Source organism: Saccharibacillus sacchari, from assembly GCF_037722395.1.
Lineage (GTDB): Bacteria > Bacillota > Bacilli > Paenibacillales > Paenibacillaceae > Saccharibacillus > Saccharibacillus sacchari_A.
Genome location: NZ_JBBKAR010000033.1, coordinates 759970 through 781067 on the forward strand (window position 1 = coordinate 759970; position 21098 = coordinate 781067).

The following is a 21098-nucleotide window of genomic DNA, read 5'->3' on the forward strand; positions in this document are numbered from 1 at the left end:
GATGAATTTCAAAAAAATAGGCGTCGTCGGCGGCGGGGTCATGGGACAAGGCATCGCAGAGATGCTTGCCTCCAGAGGCCTTGATGTCCTGCTCGTAGAGAAAAATAACGAGAAGCTGGACTATTCGTACGGCATGATCGAAACAAGCCTGGACAAAAAGCTTGAAAAATGGGGCATTACCCCAGCAGAGAAAAAGCTTACGCTGTCGAGAATTTCGAAAGTAACCCACTTTGCCGAACTCGGTTCTTGCGATTTGGTCATCGAAACGATCTCGGAAGACCTGGAAGCGAAAAAAGCGGTATTCGCCCAGTTGGACCAAGTATGCCCGAGCCACATTACGTTGGCAAGCAACACGTCCGCGCTGAGCCTGACCGAAATCGGCAGTTCCACGCTTCATCCGGAACGCGTTATTGGCATGCACTTTATTTACCCGGTAGCTTCGATCAACCTGGTCGAATTGATCCGCGGACTGAAAACATCGGACGCGACTTTCGAAGCGACCAAGAACTTCGTGGAAGAAACGTTGGAGAAAAAAGGCGTGACCGTTTACGAATCTCCGGGCTTCGTTTCCACCCGTCTGATCTGCACGCTGATCAACGAAGCTCTGCATGTGCTTGAAGAAGGCGTAGCTTCCGCTGAAGATATCGACGATGCTATGCGCATCGGTTACCAATTCAACCGCGGACCGCTCGAAATGTGCGACCGCTTCGGTCTGGATTCGGTACTGGCAGCGCTGGATGGGATGTTCCGCGAATACGGAGACCTCAAGTACCGTCCGGCAATCATTTTGAAAAAGATGGTGCGCGCAGGACATCTCGGCACGAAGACTGGCGAAGGTTTCTTCAAGTACGACAAGGACGGTGACAGACTGTGAAAGTACTCGTAATCAACTCGGGGAGTTCCTCGCTTAAATACCAACTGTACGATATGACGGACGAATCGGTTTTGGCTAAAGGCCTGGTCGAGCGGATCGGGATGGATTCTTCCATTCTGACGCACAAACCGACCGGCAAGGATGAAGTGGTCGAAGTCAGCGAAATCCTGGAACATAACACGGCAATTCGCAAAGTCATCGACAAGTTGACGGACAGCGTACACGGCGTGTTGTCGAGCGTTGACGAGATCAATGCGGTCGGACACCGTGTGGTGCACGGCGGCGAGTTCTTCAATGAATCCGCGCTCGTGGACAAAGAAGCGAAGAAAAACATCCGTGCGCTGATCGACTTGGCTCCGCTGCACAACCCTGCGGCTGTTATGGGGATCGAAGCTTCGGAAATCAATATGCCAGGTGTACCGCAGGTTGTCGTTTTCGATACCGCGTTCCACCAGACGATGCCGGAAAAAGCTTACCTGTACGCGATTCCGCGCGTTCTGTATAGCAAATACAAAGTGCGCCGCTATGGTTTCCACGGCACATCGCACTACTACGTAAGCCTTGCGGCAGCCGAATTCCTGAACAAGCCGATCGAAGATCTGAAGATCATCACGGCCCATATCGGTAACGGCGGTAGCTTGACAGCGATTCAGGGCGGCGTTTCCGTCGATACGTCGATGGGGATGACTCCACTTGAAGGTCTGATGATGGGCACGCGTTCCGGCGATCTCGATCCTGCGATCGTGCCTTATGTGATGAATAAGGAAGAGCTGAGCGTAAGCGAAGTGAACTCCATGCTCAACAAACACAGCGGATTGCTGGCAATCTCGGGTGTTAGCAGCGATATGCGCGACATTACGGACGGCTGGGAAAAAGGCGAAGCAAACGCGACGCTGGCTTTCGAAATGTACGAATACCGTTTGCGTAAGTACATCGGTTCGTATGCGGCTGCAATGAACGGCGTAGACGTGCTGATCTTCACCGCAGGCGTGGGTGAAAACTCGGCAATCGTGCGTAAAGCGGTCTGCGAAAACCTGTCGTATCTCGGCATCGAGATCGACGAAGAGTTGAACAAAATCCGTTCCGGCGACCCGCGTCGTATCTCCACTCCGAATTCGAAAGTGGAAGTACTGGTTGTTCCGACGAACGAAGAGCTTGTTATCGCACGCGATACGTTCCGTATCGTAGAAGAGAGCAACGCTTAACATACAGGAGAGGAATGACTTCCATGTCCACCAAAACAGACATTCGCGGCGTTAGCGCCCATGTTGGCGAGACCGTTAGAATCGGCTGCTGGGTAAACAATAAACGTTCGAGCGGCAAGATTCAGTTCTTGCAACTGCGCGACGGTACCGGATATATCCAGGGCGTCGTTGTAAAAAGTGAAGTTTCGGAGGAAATCTGGAACGACGCAAAAAGCCTGACTCAAGAAAGTTCGCTTTATGTGACCGGCATTATTCGGGAGGAGCCACGCAGCAAATCCGGCTTTGAAATGACCGTAACCGGAATCGAAGTGCTGCATATCACGGAAGATTACCCGATCACGCCGAAAGAGCATGGCGTCGATTTCCTGATGGATCACCGCCACCTGTGGTTGCGTTCGACCAAGCAACGCGCCGTGATGATCGTGCGTGCGCAAATCGTGCGCGCCGTGCGCGAATTCTTCGACACGAGAGGCTTCACTTTGATGGACCCTCCGATCCTGACGCCGTCTTCGGCAGAAGGTACGACGGAATTGTTCCATATCAAATACTTCGACGAAGATGCGTATCTGACTCAAAGCGGACAGCTTTACATGGAAGCCGCCGCAATGGCACTCGGAAAAGTGTACTCGTTCGGTCCAACCTTCCGCGCCGAAAAATCCAAAACCCGTCGCCACCTGATCGAGTTCTGGATGATCGAGCCGGAAATGGCCTTTGTGGATCTGGAAGAGAGCCTGGAAATCCAGGAGCAATTCGTAAGCCATGTCGTGCAGTCCGTTCTGACGAACTGTAAAGCAGAACTGGAAACGCTGGAGCGCGACGTGACCAAGCTAGAGCAAATCAGCGGTTCGTTCCCACGTATCACGTACGACGAAGCAATCGAGTTCCTGAACAACAATGGCTTTGACGTCCCTTGGGGCGAAGACTTCGGCGCACCGCATGAGACGGCGATCGCGAACCACTACGACAAGCCGGTCTTCATTACGCACTATCCGGCAGAGATCAAAGCTTTCTACATGAAGCCGGATCCGAATCGCCCGGAAGTCGTACTGTGCGCGGACATGATCGCACCTGAAGGCTATGGCGAAATCATTGGCGGATCGCAGCGTATTGACGATCCGCAGCTGATGGAAGAGCGTTTTGCCGAGCATAATCTGGCCTCCGACGCTTACCAATGGTATATGGACCTGCGTAAATACGGCTCTGTTCCGCACTCCGGCTTCGGTCTGGGTCTGGAGCGTACGGTTGCCTGGATCTGCGGCCTCGATCACGTTCGCGAGACGATTCCGTTCCCGCGCATGTTATACCGTCTGTATCCGTAAGGCGCTTTACGCATGCTGCGAAGAGTAGATCAAGCAGGCGGAAGGAGGAACAAGCGGGTGAATGACGAAGCCTGGAAAACCTGGGCCATGGGGGTCTCCCATGCGATGGAATCGCCGCAGGTTCATATTCCTCACGCCCTGCTGCGTTTTTATCGCAAGATGGACCTTAGTTTGGAGGAGACGATGCTGCTGATCCAGCTCATCGGCTTCCGTCAAGCCGAGTTGAATGACTTCCCCACGCTCGAAGAATTGGAAGAGCGCACTGGACTTGCAACAGGCGAACTCGCGGGTAAGCTTCAACGTCTGATCAAGGAAGGCTTTTTGGCTATCCACGAAGACGAGGATACGCCGTCCGGCATTCGCTACGAACGTTACAACCTGGCGGGACTGTACGAGCGCATCGCAGGCTGCCTGGCTGAAGAGCGCCGCAACCAGCGTCGAACTGAACGCCCGGCCGTCAACGAAGAAGAAGCGGAGACGGTCGATAACCTGTTCCGTATCTTCGAACAAGAATTCGCCCGTCCGCTGTCTCCGATGGAATGCGAAACGATCTCCGTCTGGATCGACCAGGATCGATATCCGGAAGAGCTGATTCTTTTGGCTCTGAAAGAAGCGGTATTCGCAGGCAAACTGCATTTCCGCTACATCGACCGTATCCTGCTCGAATGGAGCCGCAACCGCGTCCGTACGCCCGAAGACGTCCGCGCCTACTCCCAGAAGTTTCGCGGACAACGATAAACGGCGGTAGATCCTGTTCGTTAGGAAGGTGGGGCGCTACGGGAGAAATTCGTTCGGAACGCTGTCTCGCCCGGAAAAACCGATTGAAGTTTTAGTGGAATTTTTCCGGGTTCAAAGGCGTTCCTTACTGAATTTCTCCCTCCGCTGAAGCTCCACCGATCGGATCTTTTTAAACAAAAAGCAAGACGCTCTCCATCAATTCGGAGAGCGTCTTTTTCTTTTTCTACTCTTTTTATAAAGAATTGAAAGGCCACGTGAAGCGTGAGCGGAGGGAGAAATTCAGTGAAAAACGCCTTTGAACTCGGAAAATTCCAATAAAAACTTTAATCGATATTTCCGAGTGAGACAGCGTTTTGAACGAATTTCTCCCGCAGCGCCTCTCAGCTTCCCCAACCTGTTCTATTCTTTCACCGCCCCCACCACGATCCCGGTGACGAAATACCGCTGCAAAAACGGATACACCAGCAAAATCGGCAACGCGCTGATAAAAATCTGCGAAGCGCGAATCGTCCGTTGCGACAGATTGGCGACGGCTTCGGGATCAAGCTTGGACATGTCGGCTTGCACGATGATCGTTTGCATAAAACTCGCCAGCGGCAGTTTTTCCGTATCGCGGATATAAATGATGCCGTCGAAATACGAATTCCAATGCCCGACCATCATGAACAGCGATACGGTCGCGATCACGGGCAAGGAAAGCGGAAGATAGATGCTGAAAAACGTCCGCAGATGGCCTGCGCCGTCCATAAACGCAGCTTCTTCCAAATCTTTTGGCACGCCCCGAAAAAAGTTCAGCAGCAAAATGATATTGAATACCGCGACCAGTCCCGGTAGGATCAGCGCCCATAGCGTGTTCATGAGGCCCAGTTTCAACACCAGAATATACCCGGGAATCAATCCGCCGCTGAACAACATGGTTACGACGAAATACCAAAGGTACACGTTGCGTGCGCGGAACACCTGAGTTTCTTTTGACAACGCGTAAGCAGCCGTCGTGTTCACGACCAGCGCCAGCGCGGTTCCGAGCACCGTACGTTCGACGGATACCCAGAGCGAGGCGAGGAAGTTGGCATTGTCGAACGTTTTGGCATACGCTTCGAACGTGAAGCCGATCGGCCAAAAGGTGACCAATCCTGCGTTTGCCGGAGCCGTAGAACTGAGCGACACCATCAACAGATGGAACAGCGGCAGCAGGCAGGCAATCGAGATCGCGCTCAAAAATATATTGTTGCAGATACTGAAAACTCGGTAAGACAGCGTTTTGTGATACATGAATGCGGCCTCCTTCCTAGAATATCCGATATCCGGCAAACCGGTAAGCCAGACGGTACGAGACCGCAATCAGAATCAAGCTGATGACCGATTTGAACAGATTGACCGCCGTAGCGAAGCTGAACTGTCCGCTAAGCAAGCCTTCCCGATACACGAACGTGTCGATGATATCGCCTTGTTGGTAAATAAGCGGGCTGTACAAGTTGAAGATTTGGTCGAAGTTGGCGTTCAGTACGTTGCCGAGCGCAAGCGTCGCGATAACGATGGTGATCGGCACCAGCGAAGGCATCGTGATATGCAGCGTTTGCTTCCAGCGCGTCGCGCCGTCCACTTCGGCCGCTTCGTACAACGCCGGATTGATCCCCGACAACGCGGCCAGGAAAATGATCGTGTTGAAGCCGAATTCTTTCCACACGTCGCTGACGATTACGGTAAAGCGGAACCAGTTGCCGTCACCCAGGAAAAAGATCGGTTTGGTGCCGAACAGGTAGACGATGAATTGGTTGATCAGTCCGGTCTGCGCCAACATATCGATCAGAATGCCGGACAGCGTGACCCAGGACAGAAAGTGCGGCAAGTAGACGAGCGTCTGGATCGAGCGCTTGAGCGCCATTTTCCGAACCTCGTTCAATAACAAAGCAAACACAAACGGCACGATCAGGTTCATAATGATTTTGGTACACGCGAAAAACAACGTATTGCCCGTAATCTTCAGGAAGTAGTCGTTCTCCCACATGTATTGAAAATGCTTCAGTCCGACCCAAGGCGATTCCGCGAACCCCAGTGCAGGCTTATAATCCTGAAAAGCCATCACGATGCCCGTCATCGGAATATAGGAAAAAATAAAGACCATAATCGCCGCCGGGAGCACCATAAAATGCAAAATCCATGGTTGTCCACGGCCTTTTTTTCTTTTGCTGCGCCGCACCGTCGAATCTTTGGCCTGCTCGCTTAGATTGGCTTCCATCGCGTACCCCCGCTTTCGAATGTATATGATAAGTGTCTTGCTTCTAAGCGTTCTCTGCTATATATAAATAGTATCAAGCGGCTCTTTGGGCTGACTATATAACAATGTTAGGATCGATATGGTTTTATTAGGGGGAATGTCAGCATGGAGTCCGTATCCGAAAAAACAGGCAGCCGTTGGAACATTCGCGGGCGCTTTAGCTTATTTGCGAAAATGAACAGTCTGATTCTTTTTTTGATTCTTCCGATCGTGCTTGCCTATACGTATTCGAACGATGTGACTTTCCGCGTCGTTAGCGGTGAGCTGCAATCGTCGAGTGCCCGGCAGCTGACGTTTCTTTCCGGGCAGATCGACTCCAGAGTCAGCCAGATGATGGACTTCAGCTTGACCTTTTCCAAAGACCCTAATGTGCAGGATTTTAACGGCTTGAACCTGTGGGGGGACGCGTATGACCGGATGCAGACCCGCTATGCGGTGCAGGAGAAAATGGTGCTGCAATCCGGCGTGACCGACATTTGGCCGGCGCGTTACGCGCTGCATTCGCAGCAAAACCGCGAAGTGGTCTCGAATTATTCGCGCAGCGGGGGATACGACGAAGATTACCTGAAACGCAATATGAGCACGAAATGGAGTTATAGCGCCGAGGAAGACGCGGAAGGGCCGTCGTACTTTTATTGGTTTTACACCGATTCCCTCGGCCAGCAGAATTTGCTGACGGGCAGCAGTCTGGTGGTCGAAGCCAGCTTCAGCTCGGACAATATCCGCAATATGCTCGACACGTACAAAGCGGACGGCAAAGGCGATCCTTTTTATTATCGAAAAGGGGACCTGCCGATCCTGAACCGCACGGCCGACCCGCAATTGTCGAAAGCATTGACCAGCTATCTGGACACGAATCCGATGGAACGCACCGCTCAACGGATCGTCAAGCTTGAAGGGCAGGACTATCTGGTCAGCTCCGTCGGTTCCGCTTATCTGGACGGTCAGTTGATGGACGTTGTGCCGCTGGGGCAGGTGCTCGGACCGATCGCGTTCAGCCGTAACTTGTTTTACCTGTCTATTGCATTGCTGTTCGTATTGGGTATCTCCGCATCGCTGCTGCTCTACCGCAACGTGCAGCGCCCGATCCGAAAACTGATGAACGGGCTATTGCAGGTGCAGCGCGGCGATTATTCATTTCGGTTGCACGCACGTAGCCGCAACGAATTTTCTTTTGTGTTCGAACGGTTCAACGAGATGTCGCGCCGCACGGAAGAATTGATCGAGAATGTGTTCAACGAAAAAATCCGGGCCAGGGAAGCGACGCTCAAGCAGCTTCAGGCACAGATCAATCCTCACTTTTTGTATAATTGCCTCGGCTATATCATCAATATGGCACAGATGAAAGACGAGGATGCGGTCGTGTCGATGGCTTTTAACTTAAGCGCTTACTATCGGTACACGACGCGTATGGAAAAAGAAAGTACGCCTCTGGAAGAAGAAGTGCGCTTACTGGTCAATTATCTCGATATTCAGAAACTCCGCAACGGCAGAATCGACTATCGCATCGACATTTCGGAAGAACTGCGAAGTCAGGAGATTCCGCGGTTGATGATTCAGCCGATTGTGGAAAACGCGGTCATTCACGGTGTCGCCAAATCGTATGCGGCAGGCGAAATCACGATCCGCGGAGAATGTTCGGACGGCTTCTGCGTGATTACGATTGACGATGACGGGCCGGGCTTGACGCCGGAGCAGTATGAAGCGTTAAATCTTAAAATGGACGAGGAACTGCAAGAAGAGATGGGCTGCGGCCTATGGAATACGCATCAGCGCTTGATCCACCAATTCGGCAGCCGATCGGGATTGCGTTTCGGTCCGTCGCCTGCCGGAGGATTCCGTACCGAGATCGTGTGGGAAAACGGTTTTTTTTAAAAGGAGAGAATAAGGATGCAGTTACTGATCGTCGACGACGAAATCCACTGGGTCGACAATCTGTCGATGAATAAACCGTGGCACACGCTGGGAATCGAGCAGGTGCATAAAGCCTATTCCGCGCGGGAAGCGCTAGAACTGATTGATACCCATCCGATCGATATCGTCATTTCGGATATTCTGATGCCGGAGATGACAGGAATCGAATTGATCGAAATCATCCGGGAAAGAGATCGGAAGATCAAATGTATCCTATTATCCGGTCATTCGGACTTTGAATACGCCAAGCAGGCGATCCGGCATAATGCGGTCGATTATTTGCTGAAGCCGCCGAGCGATGCCGAACTGCTGGGTGCCGTAGGCGCTGCGGTCGAACAGTTGAATACCGATTGGGAAATGGTCAGTTCGCTGGAGCGGACGACGTACGCGCTGCGCGAGAATTTGCCGCTGCTGCGCGGACGTCTGCTGCTCGACGCGCTGGATGGGCAGCGGATGCCGATCGAAGAGTGGGAGCGTAAGCTAAGCAGTTACGGACTCCCTTTTACGGTGGGGACCTGCGCGTTATTATTGGTGCGGATGGAAGAAGAGTTCGGCAAATACCGCAACAACGGGCAGCCGCTGATCGAGTATGCGATTATCAATATGGCCGAAGAAGTGATGGGTGAGTTTTTGGAAGTCTGGGGCGTGAAAGAGGAACATGGATATTTGGCGTTTCTGCTGCAATTCAAGCCTCAAGCTCCTCCTGTCCGCGAAGGGTTGCTGGAAAAGCTGGCGACCAGACTTCAGGAGAAGGTCAAGCAGTTTTTGAAAGGGTCGCTATCGGTTGTGATGACCGATCTTTTTCGTTTTCCCGAAGAGCTGCCGGATGCGTTCAGACGTTCAACCGCTTATTTTAGGCAAATCGTCGGAGATGAACGGGAATTCGTGATGCGTCTGAGCGAACCGGCAGGGCCGTCCGAGCAAGGGGCATTGCGTTCGCTTTACCTTTCCCCCTCGCTGGAAACGCTGCTTGAAGCCGGTCGTTGGGATGACGTGGAGGAGAAGCTGAACACGGTGTGCGACGAGCTGGACGGTCACTGGTCAGAATCGTGGGAACACTGTATGGAAACAGGTTTTTTGATCGCGGCTTCGTATACCAACCTGGCGCATCGGGGCGGACGCACGCTGGAAAGTCTGCTTGGGAATGAGATCGAACCGTTGCAGCGCGGCGAAGCCTTTTCCTCGATTGCCCGGCTGCGAAAATGGTCGATCACCGCGCTTCGTCTGTTGCAGGAAGGCACGTCGAACGAAGTGAAAGATAACCGTTCCTCCTACGTGCGCAAGGTTCAGGCTTTTGCCGACAAAAACTTGCATCTGGACGTCTCGCTGCGTGCGTTGGCCGATCATGTGAATCTGCATCCGACGCATTTGTCCAAAATCTACAAGATCGAGACCGGCGAAGGCATCAGTGATTACGTCGCCAATTTGCGTATGGAACGAGCTTCCCAGAAACTGAAATCGACCGATAAAAAAGTGTACGAAGTCGGCTTGGAGATCGGTTATATGGACCCGGCGTATTTTATCAAAGTATTCAAAAGGCATTTCGGCATGACGCCGCAAGAGTATCGGGACAGCGGGAAATAAATAAGCACGTGCACGTAAACGGCCTAATAAAGTCCTATTCCGCCTAACAAACTCATATAGATGCCCTCCCGCAAAAGTTGATACAGTAGGCATGTAAGGTATGGCAGAACCAAACAACGGGGGGGATAAAGCAATGAAAAAGATCCGGAATGCTTGGAAAATCCTTGCGGTGGCGAGTCTGTTTACGGTCAGTGCCTGTAGCGGAGCAACGGACGGAGACGGGAAAACGGACACTGCGGCAGTGGAGTCGGAAACGGCAACAGCCGCTTTCGCCGCGGGCAAGTACGATCCGCCGATCGAAATCAGCACCGTGCTGATGCCGAAGAAATACGTGCAAGGCGACACGAAAGAAAACAACGTCCATGACCGCTGGATGTTGGAGACGCTGGGAATCAAACACAAAGACACCTGGTACCCGGCCAACGACGATCAGTACAAACAAAAGCTTCAGCTTGCCGTCGCGTCCGGGGAAAAGTTGCCTGACTTCGTACCGGTTCCGACTAACCCGGTGCTGACGAACCAACTGATCGAATCGGGACAGTTTATGCCGATCGACGAGCTGTTCGACAAGTATGCCAACCAGATTCTCAAAGACCATTCGGCCGAGCATCCGGAATTGTGGTATCCCTTTACGAAAGACGGCAAGAAGTACAACATGCCGATCCTCGAATATACGGATAACGACGATACCGAGCTGTGGCTGCGCGAAGACTGGATGGAGGAGCTGAATCTCGAAGCGCCGAAAACGATCGCCGATCTGGAAGTCATCATGGACAAATTCAAGAACGAGAACCCGGACGGCTTGTCCCCGGACGAAGTCTACCCGCTCGCGATCACGCTGAAAAACAACACGAATACCTGGATGGGCTCGCTGGACTGGTTATTCGGCGCGTACGGCACCATCGAAGAACAATGGAACAAAGACGCCGACGGCAATCTGGAATACGGTTCCGTCAATCCAGGCGCCAAGCAGGCACTTGCCAAGCTTCAGGAGTGGATGGAAAAAGGGTATATCCACGCCGACTCCGCGCTCTGGGACGAGTCGAAAGCAGCCGAGAGTTGGACCAAAGGCACCGCAGGCATCCTGCCCGGCGCCAACTGGGTTCCCGACTGGCCGGCTCCCGATCTGCTCAAAAACGTTCAAGGCTCCAAAATCAAAGCCTATCCGGTTCCGGCCGGACCTGACGGTCTGATCGGGACCAAATGGCAAAACTCCGGCGTCAATGCCAGCATCATGATCAACAAAGACGCCGAGCATCCGGAAGCTATTTTCCTGTACTACAATTACCTGCTGGACAACCTGGCTAACCCGGAAGCAGGCAGCGAATATGAATACGGCTTTGCCAAAGGCTACGACTGGGACGTGATCGACGGTACGCCGACCAGCGACAAAGACAAGATTCCCAACTTCTCGAACGAGTTCCCGTTCCTCACAGGCCCGGCACGTATTCCGGATCTGTACATGAAAACGCTGGTTAAACTGGCGGACGGCGAAGAACCGACAACGCCGTTCGAAAAACAAATGGCCGAATTCCGCAAACCGGAAAACTGGTACGCCGCCAAAGTCGTCATGTCGCAGCAGGAAGTCCGCAAACAAAACTACTTCACCGGCGCGGCAACACCAACCATGATCTCCAAATGGAACCTGCTTCGCCAATCCGAAATGGAGACGTTCAACAAAATCATCTACGGCCAACTTCCGGTCGACGCCTTCGACGAATTCGTAGCCAGCTGGAAATCCAACGGCGGCGAACAAATCACGCAGGAAGTCAACGACTGGTACAAATCCGTATCGGGACAATGATCGTTAAAGAGAACCGTGTAACGAAGGTCATTTGATACTCTTGAACTTCATATGTACAAATGTAAGACGGGGAATCTAATCCAAGATTCCCCGCCTTTTACATACCCAAAAGTTTTGATACCCAGCGAAGCAAGCAGGCGGAGTGAGAAATTCAGTGAAACATAGGTTTTCGAAGAAAACCTACGGTAACACCTGTCAAGTGTTGGCCTTTGAACTCGAAAACATTCCTCTAAAAATTTAATCAGGCTTTTCGAGTGAGACAGTGCCTTGAACGAATTTCTCCCTCCGCCGCCCGCGCTTCCCCAACAAATAGGAACTTCCTCCAGAACAGAAACCTGTACAATAAAACCAATCAAACCACCGCCACCATCATATTCTACTTTTTTTTCGAAAAGATGCAGGGGTCAAAACGAACACATACGTCTATTCGGCTGGAAAGGGGGGGAGCCCGATTGACGAACAGGAATTAATCAGACGCATACTGCGCGGCGAACGCGACGCGTTTCGCGAGCTCGTCGACGCCTATAGGCAGCATGTTTTCCGCATTGCCTTCTCGGTCCTGCGCAGCGAGAAGGATGCCGAAGATGCCGCGCAGGAAGTGTTCATCCAAATTCATAAATCGCTCCCCGACTACCGTTCCCAAGGCTTCAAGACGTGGATCTCGCGAATCGCGATGAACAAGGCGATCGACTTCAAGCGCAAGCAGAATCGAAGACGCGAAGACTTGTATGACTCCGAGCCGGCTCTGCTCAAGGTGGTATCGGGTGACGAAGCGCCGCTGGACCGAATGCTGCGAGAAGAGCAGTCGGATGAAATGCGCAAAAGAATGGCGGAAATGCCGCAGGGACATCGCGATGTGATCGAAGCGTTTTATTTTCAAGGTAAAAATTACGAAGAAATCTCGGCGGAGATGCAGGTTACGGTCAAAACCGTCGAGTCCAAATTGTACCGGGCACGAATATGGATTCGGCAGCACTGGCGGGAGGAGGAATGGCGATGAGTGAAATCGTACGTTACGGACCGAAAGAATGGACGATGTACGTAAAAGGAACACTACCGGAAGCCACTCGCGACAACCTGGAAAGCTTACTGAATAACGGTGACGAGTTGGCGTTCGAACACTACATGGCCGCTCTTGAAAATGTAGGCGGCGACCTGCCGGATCAGACAGATGAGACTGCATTTATCGAGCGTGTCATGATTGCGATTCCCGAACAACCGTCAACTGCCGGAAAAAGCCGTTTTGGACGGAAATGGACAGAGCCGGTCTTTCTGTATACCGTGGCGGCCGCGGCTGCGCTGCTGCTGACCTTCACGGGAGCATTCGACCGATTGAGCGAACAAGCACAGCGTGCCGCCGATGAAGCGGGCAAAGTCTCATATAGCCAAATGCTGGCGGACGGAGCGTCGGGTTGGCTGAGTGGCTTCAAAGCGAGAGGAGACAAATAGCATGAATCAACAACGAAGCGCCTTTGCGGCGTTGCTGCTAAATATCGTACCGGGATTGGGGCATTTGTACTGGGGGCGAAGAATTCGAAGTTTCTTTTATTTTCTGATTGCGCTTGGCATCATGGCACTCGGGATTTTGGTTTCGATCGATTCGTACGACGATGCTCCGTTGGGCATTGCTTTGGTTTTCTGGTTCATGGTCTGGTTGATCAGCATGTTCGATCTGCTGGCCGCCGTGCTGAACAGCTTACCCAAGCGGCAAACCCGGCAGATGCAAGCGGCATATTTTAAACAGGATCACGTATCGCCGCATGGACAAGGTTTTTACGGCGAATACCCCGACGAAGCCGCATACAGAGCCGAACAAACGGAAATGGAAAAAGGCATGCCTCCGCATATGGAATTCGGTTCGGACGAAATGCCGGGATACTCGGCATATCCGCCGCCGATCGGACAAGGACATATGCTGCGCGAGCCGGAATACTTTTCGGATTCGCAGCGATTCCTCACCATCCTGCTTAGCTTCTTGCCAGGTCTTGGTCATTTGTACATGGGACTGATTCAACGGGGTGTTTCGTTCTTGGCTGCTTTCTTCGGGCTAACGACGGTCTTGGTCTTTATTACCGGATTTACCGGAGAGGAGTCGTTCCTGTTATTCCTGGGCGTGCTGCCGATTATCTGGGTCTACGGGATGTTCGATGCGGTTCAATTGGCTGAAAAAAAACGCCGCGGGGAAAAGTTGCAGGACTATTCCCTGATCGCCAAATGGGATATGGGCAGTGAAAAAGGACGGAAAAGCCGTACGATGGGCTTGTTGCTGGCTATCGTGCCGGGTGCGGCTCATATGTATCTGGGGTTGATGAAGCGTGGCACGCAATTCATGATTTTGTTTTTCGGCAGCATTTATATTTTGGACGTGTTCGGTTTGTCGTTGTTTTTGTTTCTGGTTCCGTTGATCTGGTTCTATGCGTTCTTCGACGCTTTGCAACAGGTCGGACGTTACGGGCAGGAAGTTTTGCAAGATCGGGCGTTGCTGGGCAATCGGTTCGCGGATCGAAAATGGTTGGGCGTTTTGCTGGTGCTGTTGGGCTCGTATTATATTTTCGGCAGCATACTGATTCCTTTCTTTTTCCAATATATCCCTTCTTATATTAAAGCCTATCTGTATGGAGCCATGGATTACTTTAGCGATACGTTAGTGGCGCTACTGTTGATCGGCGGCGGTATCAGGCTGATGCTCGGGAAACGATCCAAAGCTTAAAAGCACGCGACTGTTCAAAAAATGCCGCAAACCGTCCCTGCTTCGTTTGGTTAAGAAAAAGGCTGTCCGCAAACCGCGATCGGGCGGCGGGACAGCCTTTTTTGATCAAGCAAAAATTCAAGCCTGACCGGATTTCGGCAGCTTATCTTCCAATTCGCGTCCCATCTCGGCGGAACGTTCGGAACAGCGTTCTGCGGCACGGATCACGGCGCCATAGAAGTCGCTTTCGTCCAGCTTCGCGATCGCCGCTTGGGTCGCGCCGTTCGGCGAAGTGACTTTACGGCGCAGCTCGGCCGGTTCTTCTCCGGTTTGCCGAACCATTTGGGCAGCGCCCAATACCGTCTGAATCGTCATGTCGCGCGCCTGGCCAGCCGTCAGTCCGCCTCGTTTGCCCGCTTCGATCAGAGCTTCCATCATGTAGTAGACATACGCCGGACCGCTGCCCGAAATGCCGGTCAACGCATCGATTTTTTCTTCTTCTGTCTCAACCACGATCCCGACCGATTCGAATAATAGGTGAGCCGTGCGGCGTTGGTCGTCCGGCAGACCTTCGGAGTAGCTGACGCCCGTCACGCCGAGTCCGATGCCGCTCGATGTATTCGGCATGGTACGGACGACAGGTTGCTCCGGCCGTCCGAGCAGGCTGCGCAGCGTTTGAATCGACAGTCCTGCGATCATGGACACGATTACCGTGCGCGGGCCGATCAACTTACCGAGCTGCTCCAGCGCTTCCGCCGCATCTTTTGGCTTCATCGCCAGAATAATGATAGGGAAAGTCCGCAGCACGTTGTCTTTTTCAACGGGATCGTTAGTGCCTGGAGTGCCGTAGCGCTGCTTGAGGTCATCCAGCTTGGATTGGTCACTGCGGTTCAGGAATGTGATGTTGCCGGGAGCGATAACGGCCCGGGCGATCAAACCCCGAGCAACGGCTTCAGCCATCGATCCGGCACCGAAAAAGCAAACGCGATCTTCAATCAGCATACGAGCTTGAGTCATAATAAAATCATCCTTTCCAAATTAAAAGCTTGCGTGTAGCTCGAAGCAACAGCTCGCTCGCCAAACTCGAAAACCGTATACCGTTATGGTACTCGGCTTAAATCACTTGCGGACTTGCCCGTTACCGTAGATCCGGTATTTCGACGAGGTCAAAGCAGGCAATCCCATCGGACCGCGTGCGTGCAGCTTTTGCGTGCTGATTCCGATCTCTGCGCCAAATCCGAACTCGAAGCCGTCGGTAAAGCGGGTAGAGGCGTTGTGGTACACAGCCGCAGCGTCGACTTCGTTGAGGAAGCGAACCGCATTTTCGTCGTTTTCCGTTACGATACATTCGGAGTGCTTCGTGCCGAATTGCGCGATATGCGCGGTTGCTTCATCCAACTCGCTTACAATCTTAACATTCAAAATGTAATCGTTGTACTCGGTGCCGTAATCTTCTTCGGTCGCAAGCTTCGCTTCCGGTACGATAGCCAGCGTCTGCTTATCGCCGCGCAGCTCTACTTTTTGCTCCAACAACCGGTTCGCCAACTGCCGCAAGCCGTGCTTGGCAAAGTCTTCGTGTACGATCAGCGTCTCCATCGAGTTGCAGACGGAGGGCCGCTGCACTTTGGCATTGATCGCGATCTCTTCGGCCATCGTCGCGTCAGCGGAGGCATCGATATACGTATGGCAGACGCCCGCGCCGGTCTCGATCACAGGCACCGTAGCATTCTGTACGACATTATCGATCAGCGAACGGCCGCCGCGAGGAATGATCACATCCAGCAGGCCGTTCAGCTTGAGCATTTCATCGACTGAAGCACGGGAAGCATCTTCGATCACTTGCAGGGCTTCCGCCGGAAGCGCTGTCTGAGCAAGAGTAGCGCGCAGCACTTCGGCGATTCTTTTATTCGTGGACAAAGCGGCCGATCCGCCCCGTAGCACTACGGCATTGCCGGTTTTCAAACAAAGCGCCGCCGCATCGACGGTGACGTTCGGACGGGCTTCGTACACGATCCCGATCACGCCGAGCGGAACGCTGACCTTCTCGATCCGCAGCGCGTTCGGACGTTGTATCGTCTCCAGCACTTTTCCGGTTGGATCGGGCAGGTCGGCAACAAGGCGAAGCGCATCGGCAATCGAGGCGATTCGGGCTTCGTCGAGCATCAATCGATCGAGCAGCGATTCGCTGGTTCCGTTTGCGCGTCCGCGCTCCAGGTCTTCGCGATTCGCTTCGATCAAGGATGCGGCTTCCGCATTTAACGCATCGGCCATCGCGAGCAAAGCCGTATTTTTTTCTTCTGTCGATAATGTGGCCATTTGACGAGCGGCAACTCCTGCCAACGCGGCTTTGGTGCGAACTTCACTCATATTCTATTCCTCCTTAGATGTATAGCCTGTTTATTTCAAAGAAATCCACTCGTCCCGATGGATCGCTTCCAAGCGATGCAGTCCGCTCAGCGTCTCCAACACTTGCGGTCCCGTTAAGCCGCAGACCCGCTGCAAATCTTCCATATCGTAATTGACGACGCCCCGCCCCACGATCTCGCCATGCGGTCCGCGAACCTCAACGACATCGCCGGCATGAAACTGACCTTCCACAGCGGTAATGCCGACAGGCAGCAGACTCCGGCCATTTTCTGTCAAAGCGCGCTGTGCTCCCGCATCGACGATCAAGGCGCCGAGCGGACGGGAAAGATAACCCAGCCATTGTTTTTTAACCGACATGGAAGAGAGAGTGGTGGTAAAATGGGTCCCTTTGCCTCCGCCGTCGGCAGCAGCTTGAAGATCCCCGTCTTCTTTGGCTCGTCCGACGAATACCGGTACGCCGCCGCGCGTGGCGATTCTGGCGGCGTCCAGCTTCGAGCGCATACCGCCTGTTCCGACACTGCTGCCTGCACCGCCAGCCATCCGATAGATGTCGTCGTCGATTTCGTCGATCACCGCATACTTGACGGCTTCAGGATCATGGCGGGGATCAGCGCTGTATAATCCGTCCATATCGGTCAGGATCACCAGGCGATCGGCTTTGACCAGATTGGCGACGAGCGCTGACAACGTATCGTTATCCCCGAATTTCAGCTCGTCGACGGAGACTGTATCATTTTCATTGAAAATCGGCAAAATTCCGCGTTCCAGCAATTCTTCAATGGTCATCACGGCGCTGCCGATCCGTTTGCGGCTGTGAAAATCGGTTCGGGTCAACAGAATCTGCGCCGCGACATGACCGTATTCAGCCAGCGCTTCCTGATACGCACGCATGAGCAACGCTTGTCCGACCGCTGCCGAAGCTTGCTTCTCATGCAGCTTTTTGGGTCTTTGCGTATAGCCGATTGCACTAAAGCCCGCGGCTACGGCGCCCGAGGTCACCAGTAGCGGTTGGTAGCCTTTTTTGTATAGCTCCGCAAGTTCGCGTGCGAAGTAGGCGATAGCGTCGCGATTGAGCCCACCCTGGCTTCCGGTTAGTGAGCTACTGCCTATTTTGACTACGATGCGTTTGATCATGAAATCTCCTTCTTTCTGTCTGCGCAAAATAAAAAAGCTTTCGTCCACGGCACAGCATCAGCTATGCGAAGGACGAAAGCCGAATAAGCGCTTCCGCGGTACCACCTTGATTGACGACCGGGGTCGCCCTACTCAAACCCCGCTAACGGAGGGAAACCGTCCAAACTTAGCATCTGGATCGCTCGGGGATAGGGTTGGGAAAGGGCCTGACCGTAAATTCTCACAGCCGGTGATTGACATGCAGGCATCGGAATGCCGACTGATCTCCATCACACCGGAATCTACTCTCTGGAAGGCGGACGCTTTCTTACTGGTCCCGTCATTGCAATGTAACCTTTGGTTTTTCCTAGAATAGCACGGAGAGCGCCGTTTGTAAAAGCCGGAATTTTATGCGGGGAATCAAGAACGCGACAACCCGGTCATCGTGCTGCGCAGCGTACTGATAAAAGCTTCGGCTGCTTTGGAGAGCGAGCGTCCTTTTCGGTAAGCAATCACCAGCGTGCGGTACGGAACCGGGTCGGCTAGTGGAAGATAGACCGGTAGCAGCTCGCTTCTTTTGGATCTTGCGACGAAACGGGGCACGAGCGTCACGCCCATTCCGGCCGCAACCAGCGATTGGAGCGTCTCCATGTTGCTGCTTTCGAACACGACTTGCGGTTCGTAACCGGCTTGGCGGCACAGATCGAGCACCGTTTTGCGAAACCCTTGACCTTGCTTGAGAATAATGAACGGTTCGTGCTCCAATTCTTTCATATCGACGCCCGCCAGCGGATAGGAGCCGGAACGCAAAGCCAGACGGTGCCCCGGCGGTACGGCGAGATCGATCGGCTCGTCGGCAATCGGTTCGTAATCCAGTGTCGGTTCCGTCAACGGAAGGGAGAGCAGGCTAATATCGGTTTTGCCATTTGCCGTTAATCGTTCCAGGTTATGCGACGTATCTTCCATTAGAGTCACGTCGATACCCGGATAGCCCGCGCGGAAAGCCGGAAGCACATGCGGCAGCAGATGCGAGCCGGTAATCGGCATGCTGCCGACCGTAATCCGTCCTTTGCGAAGCTGCGAAATATCCTCCATCTCGACGCGTAAGATTTCCATTTCGTCGATGATCCGCTGGGCGCGCTTCATAAACTCCCGTCCCGCATGCGTCAGCTCGACCGTACTCGTATTGCGCTGGAACAACAGCACTCCAAGTTCTTTTTCCAACTTGGAAAGCTGCTGGCTCAGCGAAGGCTGGGCAATATGTAGTTTCTCGGCCGCGCGGGAAAAATTACGTTCGGCGGCGATCATCAACGCATATTGAAGTTGTCTCAATTCCATGTTCGTTATGCTCCTTAGCTTCTTTTGGCGGTATTAATGCCGTTTAAACTATCGAAAAAGCCCAACGTAGCTGGAAGCGAGAAGACTACGAGAGAAATTCAATTCAATTCGCTGTCTCACTTGGAAAAGTCGATTAAAATTTTTAGTGGTTGTTTTCCAAGTTCAAAGGCGTCTTTCACTGAATTTCTCTCTCCGTCTTCTCGCTTCCCTCACCTACGTGACTTCTTCTACATGTTTAAAGACCTTAAGTCATCCTCACTCTTCTTATTGTAAAGAGCGGACAAACCATCCGTCTATAGGTATAACCTATTAGGATTATAGTTATTATATCTTGGAACAATGAGACATCGCCATGTTATATTTAACCCAATAACAAAACCGGCACGGAAAATTAAGCAGTCGGTTCGAATCCAGCAGCGGGGTGAGATCAATGAGTAAAAAAACGATGTACGAGAAAATTTGGGACAATCACGTGATTCATCAAGAAGAAGGCAAGCCGGCTATCATTTATATCGACCTGCATCTGGTGCACGAAGTGACGTCGCCGCAGGCATTTGAAGGTCTGCGCCTGAGCAACCGTCAAGTTCGCCGCCCGGACCGTACGTTCGCCACGATGGACCATAACGTACCGACGACGGATCGTTTTAACATCAAAGACCCGATTTCCAAGCAGCAGATCGATACGCTCAGCCAGAACTGTAAAGACTTCGGCGTGAAGCTGTTTGACCTCGATACGATCGACCAAGGCGTCGTGCACGTTATGGGACCGGAACTGGGGCTGACGCATCCGGGTAAAACGATTGTCTGCGGCGATAGCCATACGTCCACGCACGGCGCATTCGGCGCGTTGTCGTTCGGTATCGGCACGAGTGAAGTGGAACACGTGCTGGCGACGCAATGTTTGCAACAAGCAAAGTCGAAAACGATGGAAGTTCGTTTTATCGGCAAGCGTAAACCGGGCGTAACGGCAAAAGACATGATCCTGGGCGTTATCGCGAAATACGGCACCGACTTCGCGACAGGTTACGTTCTGGAATACACGGGCGAATCGATCCGCGATCTGACGATGGAAGAGCGTATGACGGTCTGCAACATGTCGATCGAAGGCGGAGCGAGAGCGGGTCTGATCGCGCCGGACGAGACGACGTTCAACTACATTCAAGGCCGCGAATACTCGCCGCAAGGCGAAGCGTTCGAGACAGCGGTTGCGGATTGGAAAAATCTCACCACGGACGAAGGCGCGACCTATGATCGCGTTGTCGAATTCGATGTGGATACGCTGATCCCGCAAGTGACCTGGGGAACCAGTCCGGGTATGGGTACGGATATCAACTCGGTTGTGCCTAATCCAGCCGATTTCACGACAGAAAACGAACGCCGTGCTGCGGAAAAGGCGCTGGAATACATGGATCTGGCTCCGGGTACGAAAATGGCTGACATTCCGGTTGACTATGTATTTATCGGTTCCTGCACCAACGGACGGATCGAGGATCTGCGTGCGGCTGCCGAAATCGCCAAGGGCTACAAAGTATCGGAAAAGGTTACCGCGATCGTCGTTCCGGGATCGGGACGCGTTAAGCTGCAAGCGGAGAAGGAAGGGCTCGACGTGGTCTTCCGCGACGCGGGCTTTGAATGGCGCGAAGCGGGATGCAGCATGTGCCTGGCGATGAACCCGGACGTGCTTCAACCGGGACAACGCTGCGCATCCACGTCGAACCGTAACTTCGAAGGCCGTCAGGGCCGCGGAGGACGTACGCATCTGGTGTCGCCGGCAATGGCTGCGGCTGCCGCAATCGAAGGCCATTTCACAGACGTGCGCGACTGGGAATTCAAGACCGAAGTCGTTAGCTGATCACTGACCAATCTCCGGAAAGA

General features: G+C 53.0%; 17 protein-coding genes. 11 read left to right on the top strand and 6 right to left on the bottom strand.

The features are described from left to right. Window position 1: 1 nt before the first annotated feature. From WKI47_RS12275 to WKI47_RS12290, 4 genes are read left to right on the top strand one after another with little or no spacing between them, the layout of a single operon-like run. The gene (locus WKI47_RS12275) at window positions 2–874 is read left to right on the top strand and encodes a 3-hydroxyacyl-CoA dehydrogenase family protein (RefSeq protein ID WP_037289189.1); all 873 of its coding nucleotides are present in this window, start codon (window positions 2–4) and stop codon (window positions 872–874) included. Beyond that, a complete protein-coding gene (locus tag WKI47_RS12280) occupies window positions 871–2079 on the top strand; it encodes an acetate kinase (protein ID WP_340227402.1) in 1209 nt (402 codons plus the stop codon). Before WKI47_RS12275 ends, WKI47_RS12280 begins: the two co-directional genes overlap by 4 nt. Window positions 2080–2102: 23 nt before the next feature. Continuing rightward, window positions 2103–3398, top strand: a complete 1296-nt coding sequence (asnS, locus tag WKI47_RS12285; protein WP_340227403.1) for an asparagine--tRNA ligase — start codon at window positions 2103–2105, stop codon at window positions 3396–3398. Between the two features lie 57 nt (window positions 3399–3455). Further along, entirely contained in the window at window positions 3456–4136 is a 681-nt protein-coding gene (locus tag WKI47_RS12290; RefSeq protein ID WP_340227404.1) for a DnaD domain-containing protein, read from the top strand. A 399-nt stretch (window positions 4137–4535) separates the two neighbouring features. Here the strand turns inward: WKI47_RS12290 and WKI47_RS12295 are convergent, their stop codons facing one another. Both WKI47_RS12295 and WKI47_RS12300 read right to left on the bottom strand, forming a co-directional pair. Continuing rightward, the gene (locus WKI47_RS12295; protein ID WP_340227405.1) at window positions 4536–5408 is read right to left on the bottom strand and encodes a carbohydrate ABC transporter permease; all 873 of its coding nucleotides are present in this window, start codon (window positions 5406–5408) and stop codon (window positions 4536–4538) included. A gap of 16 nt (window positions 5409–5424) precedes the next feature. Continuing rightward, window positions 5425–6282: an ABC transporter permease gene (locus WKI47_RS12300; RefSeq protein ID WP_340227526.1), complete on the bottom strand. Its 858-nt coding sequence runs from the start codon at window positions 6280–6282 to the stop codon at window positions 5425–5427. Window positions 6283–6519: 237 nt separating this feature from the next. On the opposite strand from WKI47_RS12300, the gene WKI47_RS12305 reads away from it, so the two are divergent. The 6 genes from WKI47_RS12305 to WKI47_RS12330 all read left to right on the top strand — a co-directional run bounded on the left by WKI47_RS12305 (window position 6520) and on the right by WKI47_RS12330 (window position 14426). Next, window positions 6520–8289 carry a sensor histidine kinase gene (locus tag WKI47_RS12305; protein WP_340227406.1) on the top strand — a complete coding sequence of 590 codons (1770 nt, stop codon included), beginning with the start codon at window positions 6520–6522 and terminating at the stop codon, window positions 8287–8289. A gap of 15 nt (window positions 8290–8304) precedes the next feature. Continuing rightward, the gene (locus WKI47_RS12310) at window positions 8305–9912 is read left to right on the top strand and encodes a response regulator (RefSeq protein ID WP_340227407.1); all 1608 of its coding nucleotides are present in this window, start codon (window positions 8305–8307) and stop codon (window positions 9910–9912) included. Between the two features lie 133 nt (window positions 9913–10045). Next, the gene (locus tag WKI47_RS12315) at window positions 10046–11716 is read left to right on the top strand and encodes an ABC transporter substrate-binding protein (protein ID WP_340227408.1); all 1671 of its coding nucleotides are present in this window, start codon (window positions 10046–10048) and stop codon (window positions 11714–11716) included. Window positions 11717–12197: 481 nt separating this feature from the next. After that, window positions 12198–12716 carry an RNA polymerase sigma factor gene (locus WKI47_RS12320; protein WP_340227527.1) on the top strand — a complete coding sequence of 173 codons (519 nt, stop codon included), beginning with the start codon at window positions 12198–12200 and terminating at the stop codon, window positions 12714–12716. Continuing rightward, window positions 12713–13165, top strand: a complete 453-nt coding sequence (locus WKI47_RS12325) for a hypothetical protein (protein WP_340227409.1) — start codon at window positions 12713–12715, stop codon at window positions 13163–13165. Before WKI47_RS12320 ends, WKI47_RS12325 begins: the two co-directional genes overlap by 4 nt. 1 nt (window position 13166) lies before the next feature. Then, window positions 13167–14426, top strand: coding sequence for a multi-tm2 domain protein (locus WKI47_RS12330; protein WP_340227410.1), 1260 nt, complete (start codon window positions 13167–13169; stop codon window positions 14424–14426). A 117-nt stretch (window positions 14427–14543) separates the two neighbouring features. Here WKI47_RS12330 and proC read toward each other — a convergent pair whose 3' ends face one another. From proC to WKI47_RS12350, 4 genes are all read right to left on the bottom strand, one after another. Beyond that, window positions 14544–15422: a pyrroline-5-carboxylate reductase gene (gene proC, locus WKI47_RS12335; protein ID WP_340227411.1), complete on the bottom strand. Its 879-nt coding sequence runs from the start codon at window positions 15420–15422 to the stop codon at window positions 14544–14546. Window positions 15423–15524: 102 nt separating this feature from the next. Continuing rightward, window positions 15525–16772, bottom strand: a complete 1248-nt coding sequence (locus WKI47_RS12340) for a glutamate-5-semialdehyde dehydrogenase (RefSeq protein WP_340227412.1) — start codon at window positions 16770–16772, stop codon at window positions 15525–15527. 30 nt (window positions 16773–16802) lie between these two features. Beyond that, window positions 16803–17906: a glutamate 5-kinase gene (proB, locus tag WKI47_RS12345; RefSeq protein ID WP_340227413.1), complete on the bottom strand. Its 1104-nt coding sequence runs from the start codon at window positions 17904–17906 to the stop codon at window positions 16803–16805. Window positions 17907–18305: 399 nt separating this feature from the next. Next, window positions 18306–19223, bottom strand: coding sequence for a LysR family transcriptional regulator (locus WKI47_RS12350; protein ID WP_340227414.1), 918 nt, complete (start codon window positions 19221–19223; stop codon window positions 18306–18308). A gap of 430 nt (window positions 19224–19653) precedes the next feature. On the opposite strand from WKI47_RS12350, the gene leuC reads away from it, so the two are divergent. Then, window positions 19654–21075 (top strand): 3-isopropylmalate dehydratase large subunit, encoded by a 1422-nt coding sequence (gene leuC / locus WKI47_RS12355; RefSeq protein ID WP_340227415.1) that lies wholly within the window; start codon window positions 19654–19656, stop codon window positions 21073–21075. The last annotated feature ends 23 nt before the right edge of the window (window positions 21076–21098 follow it).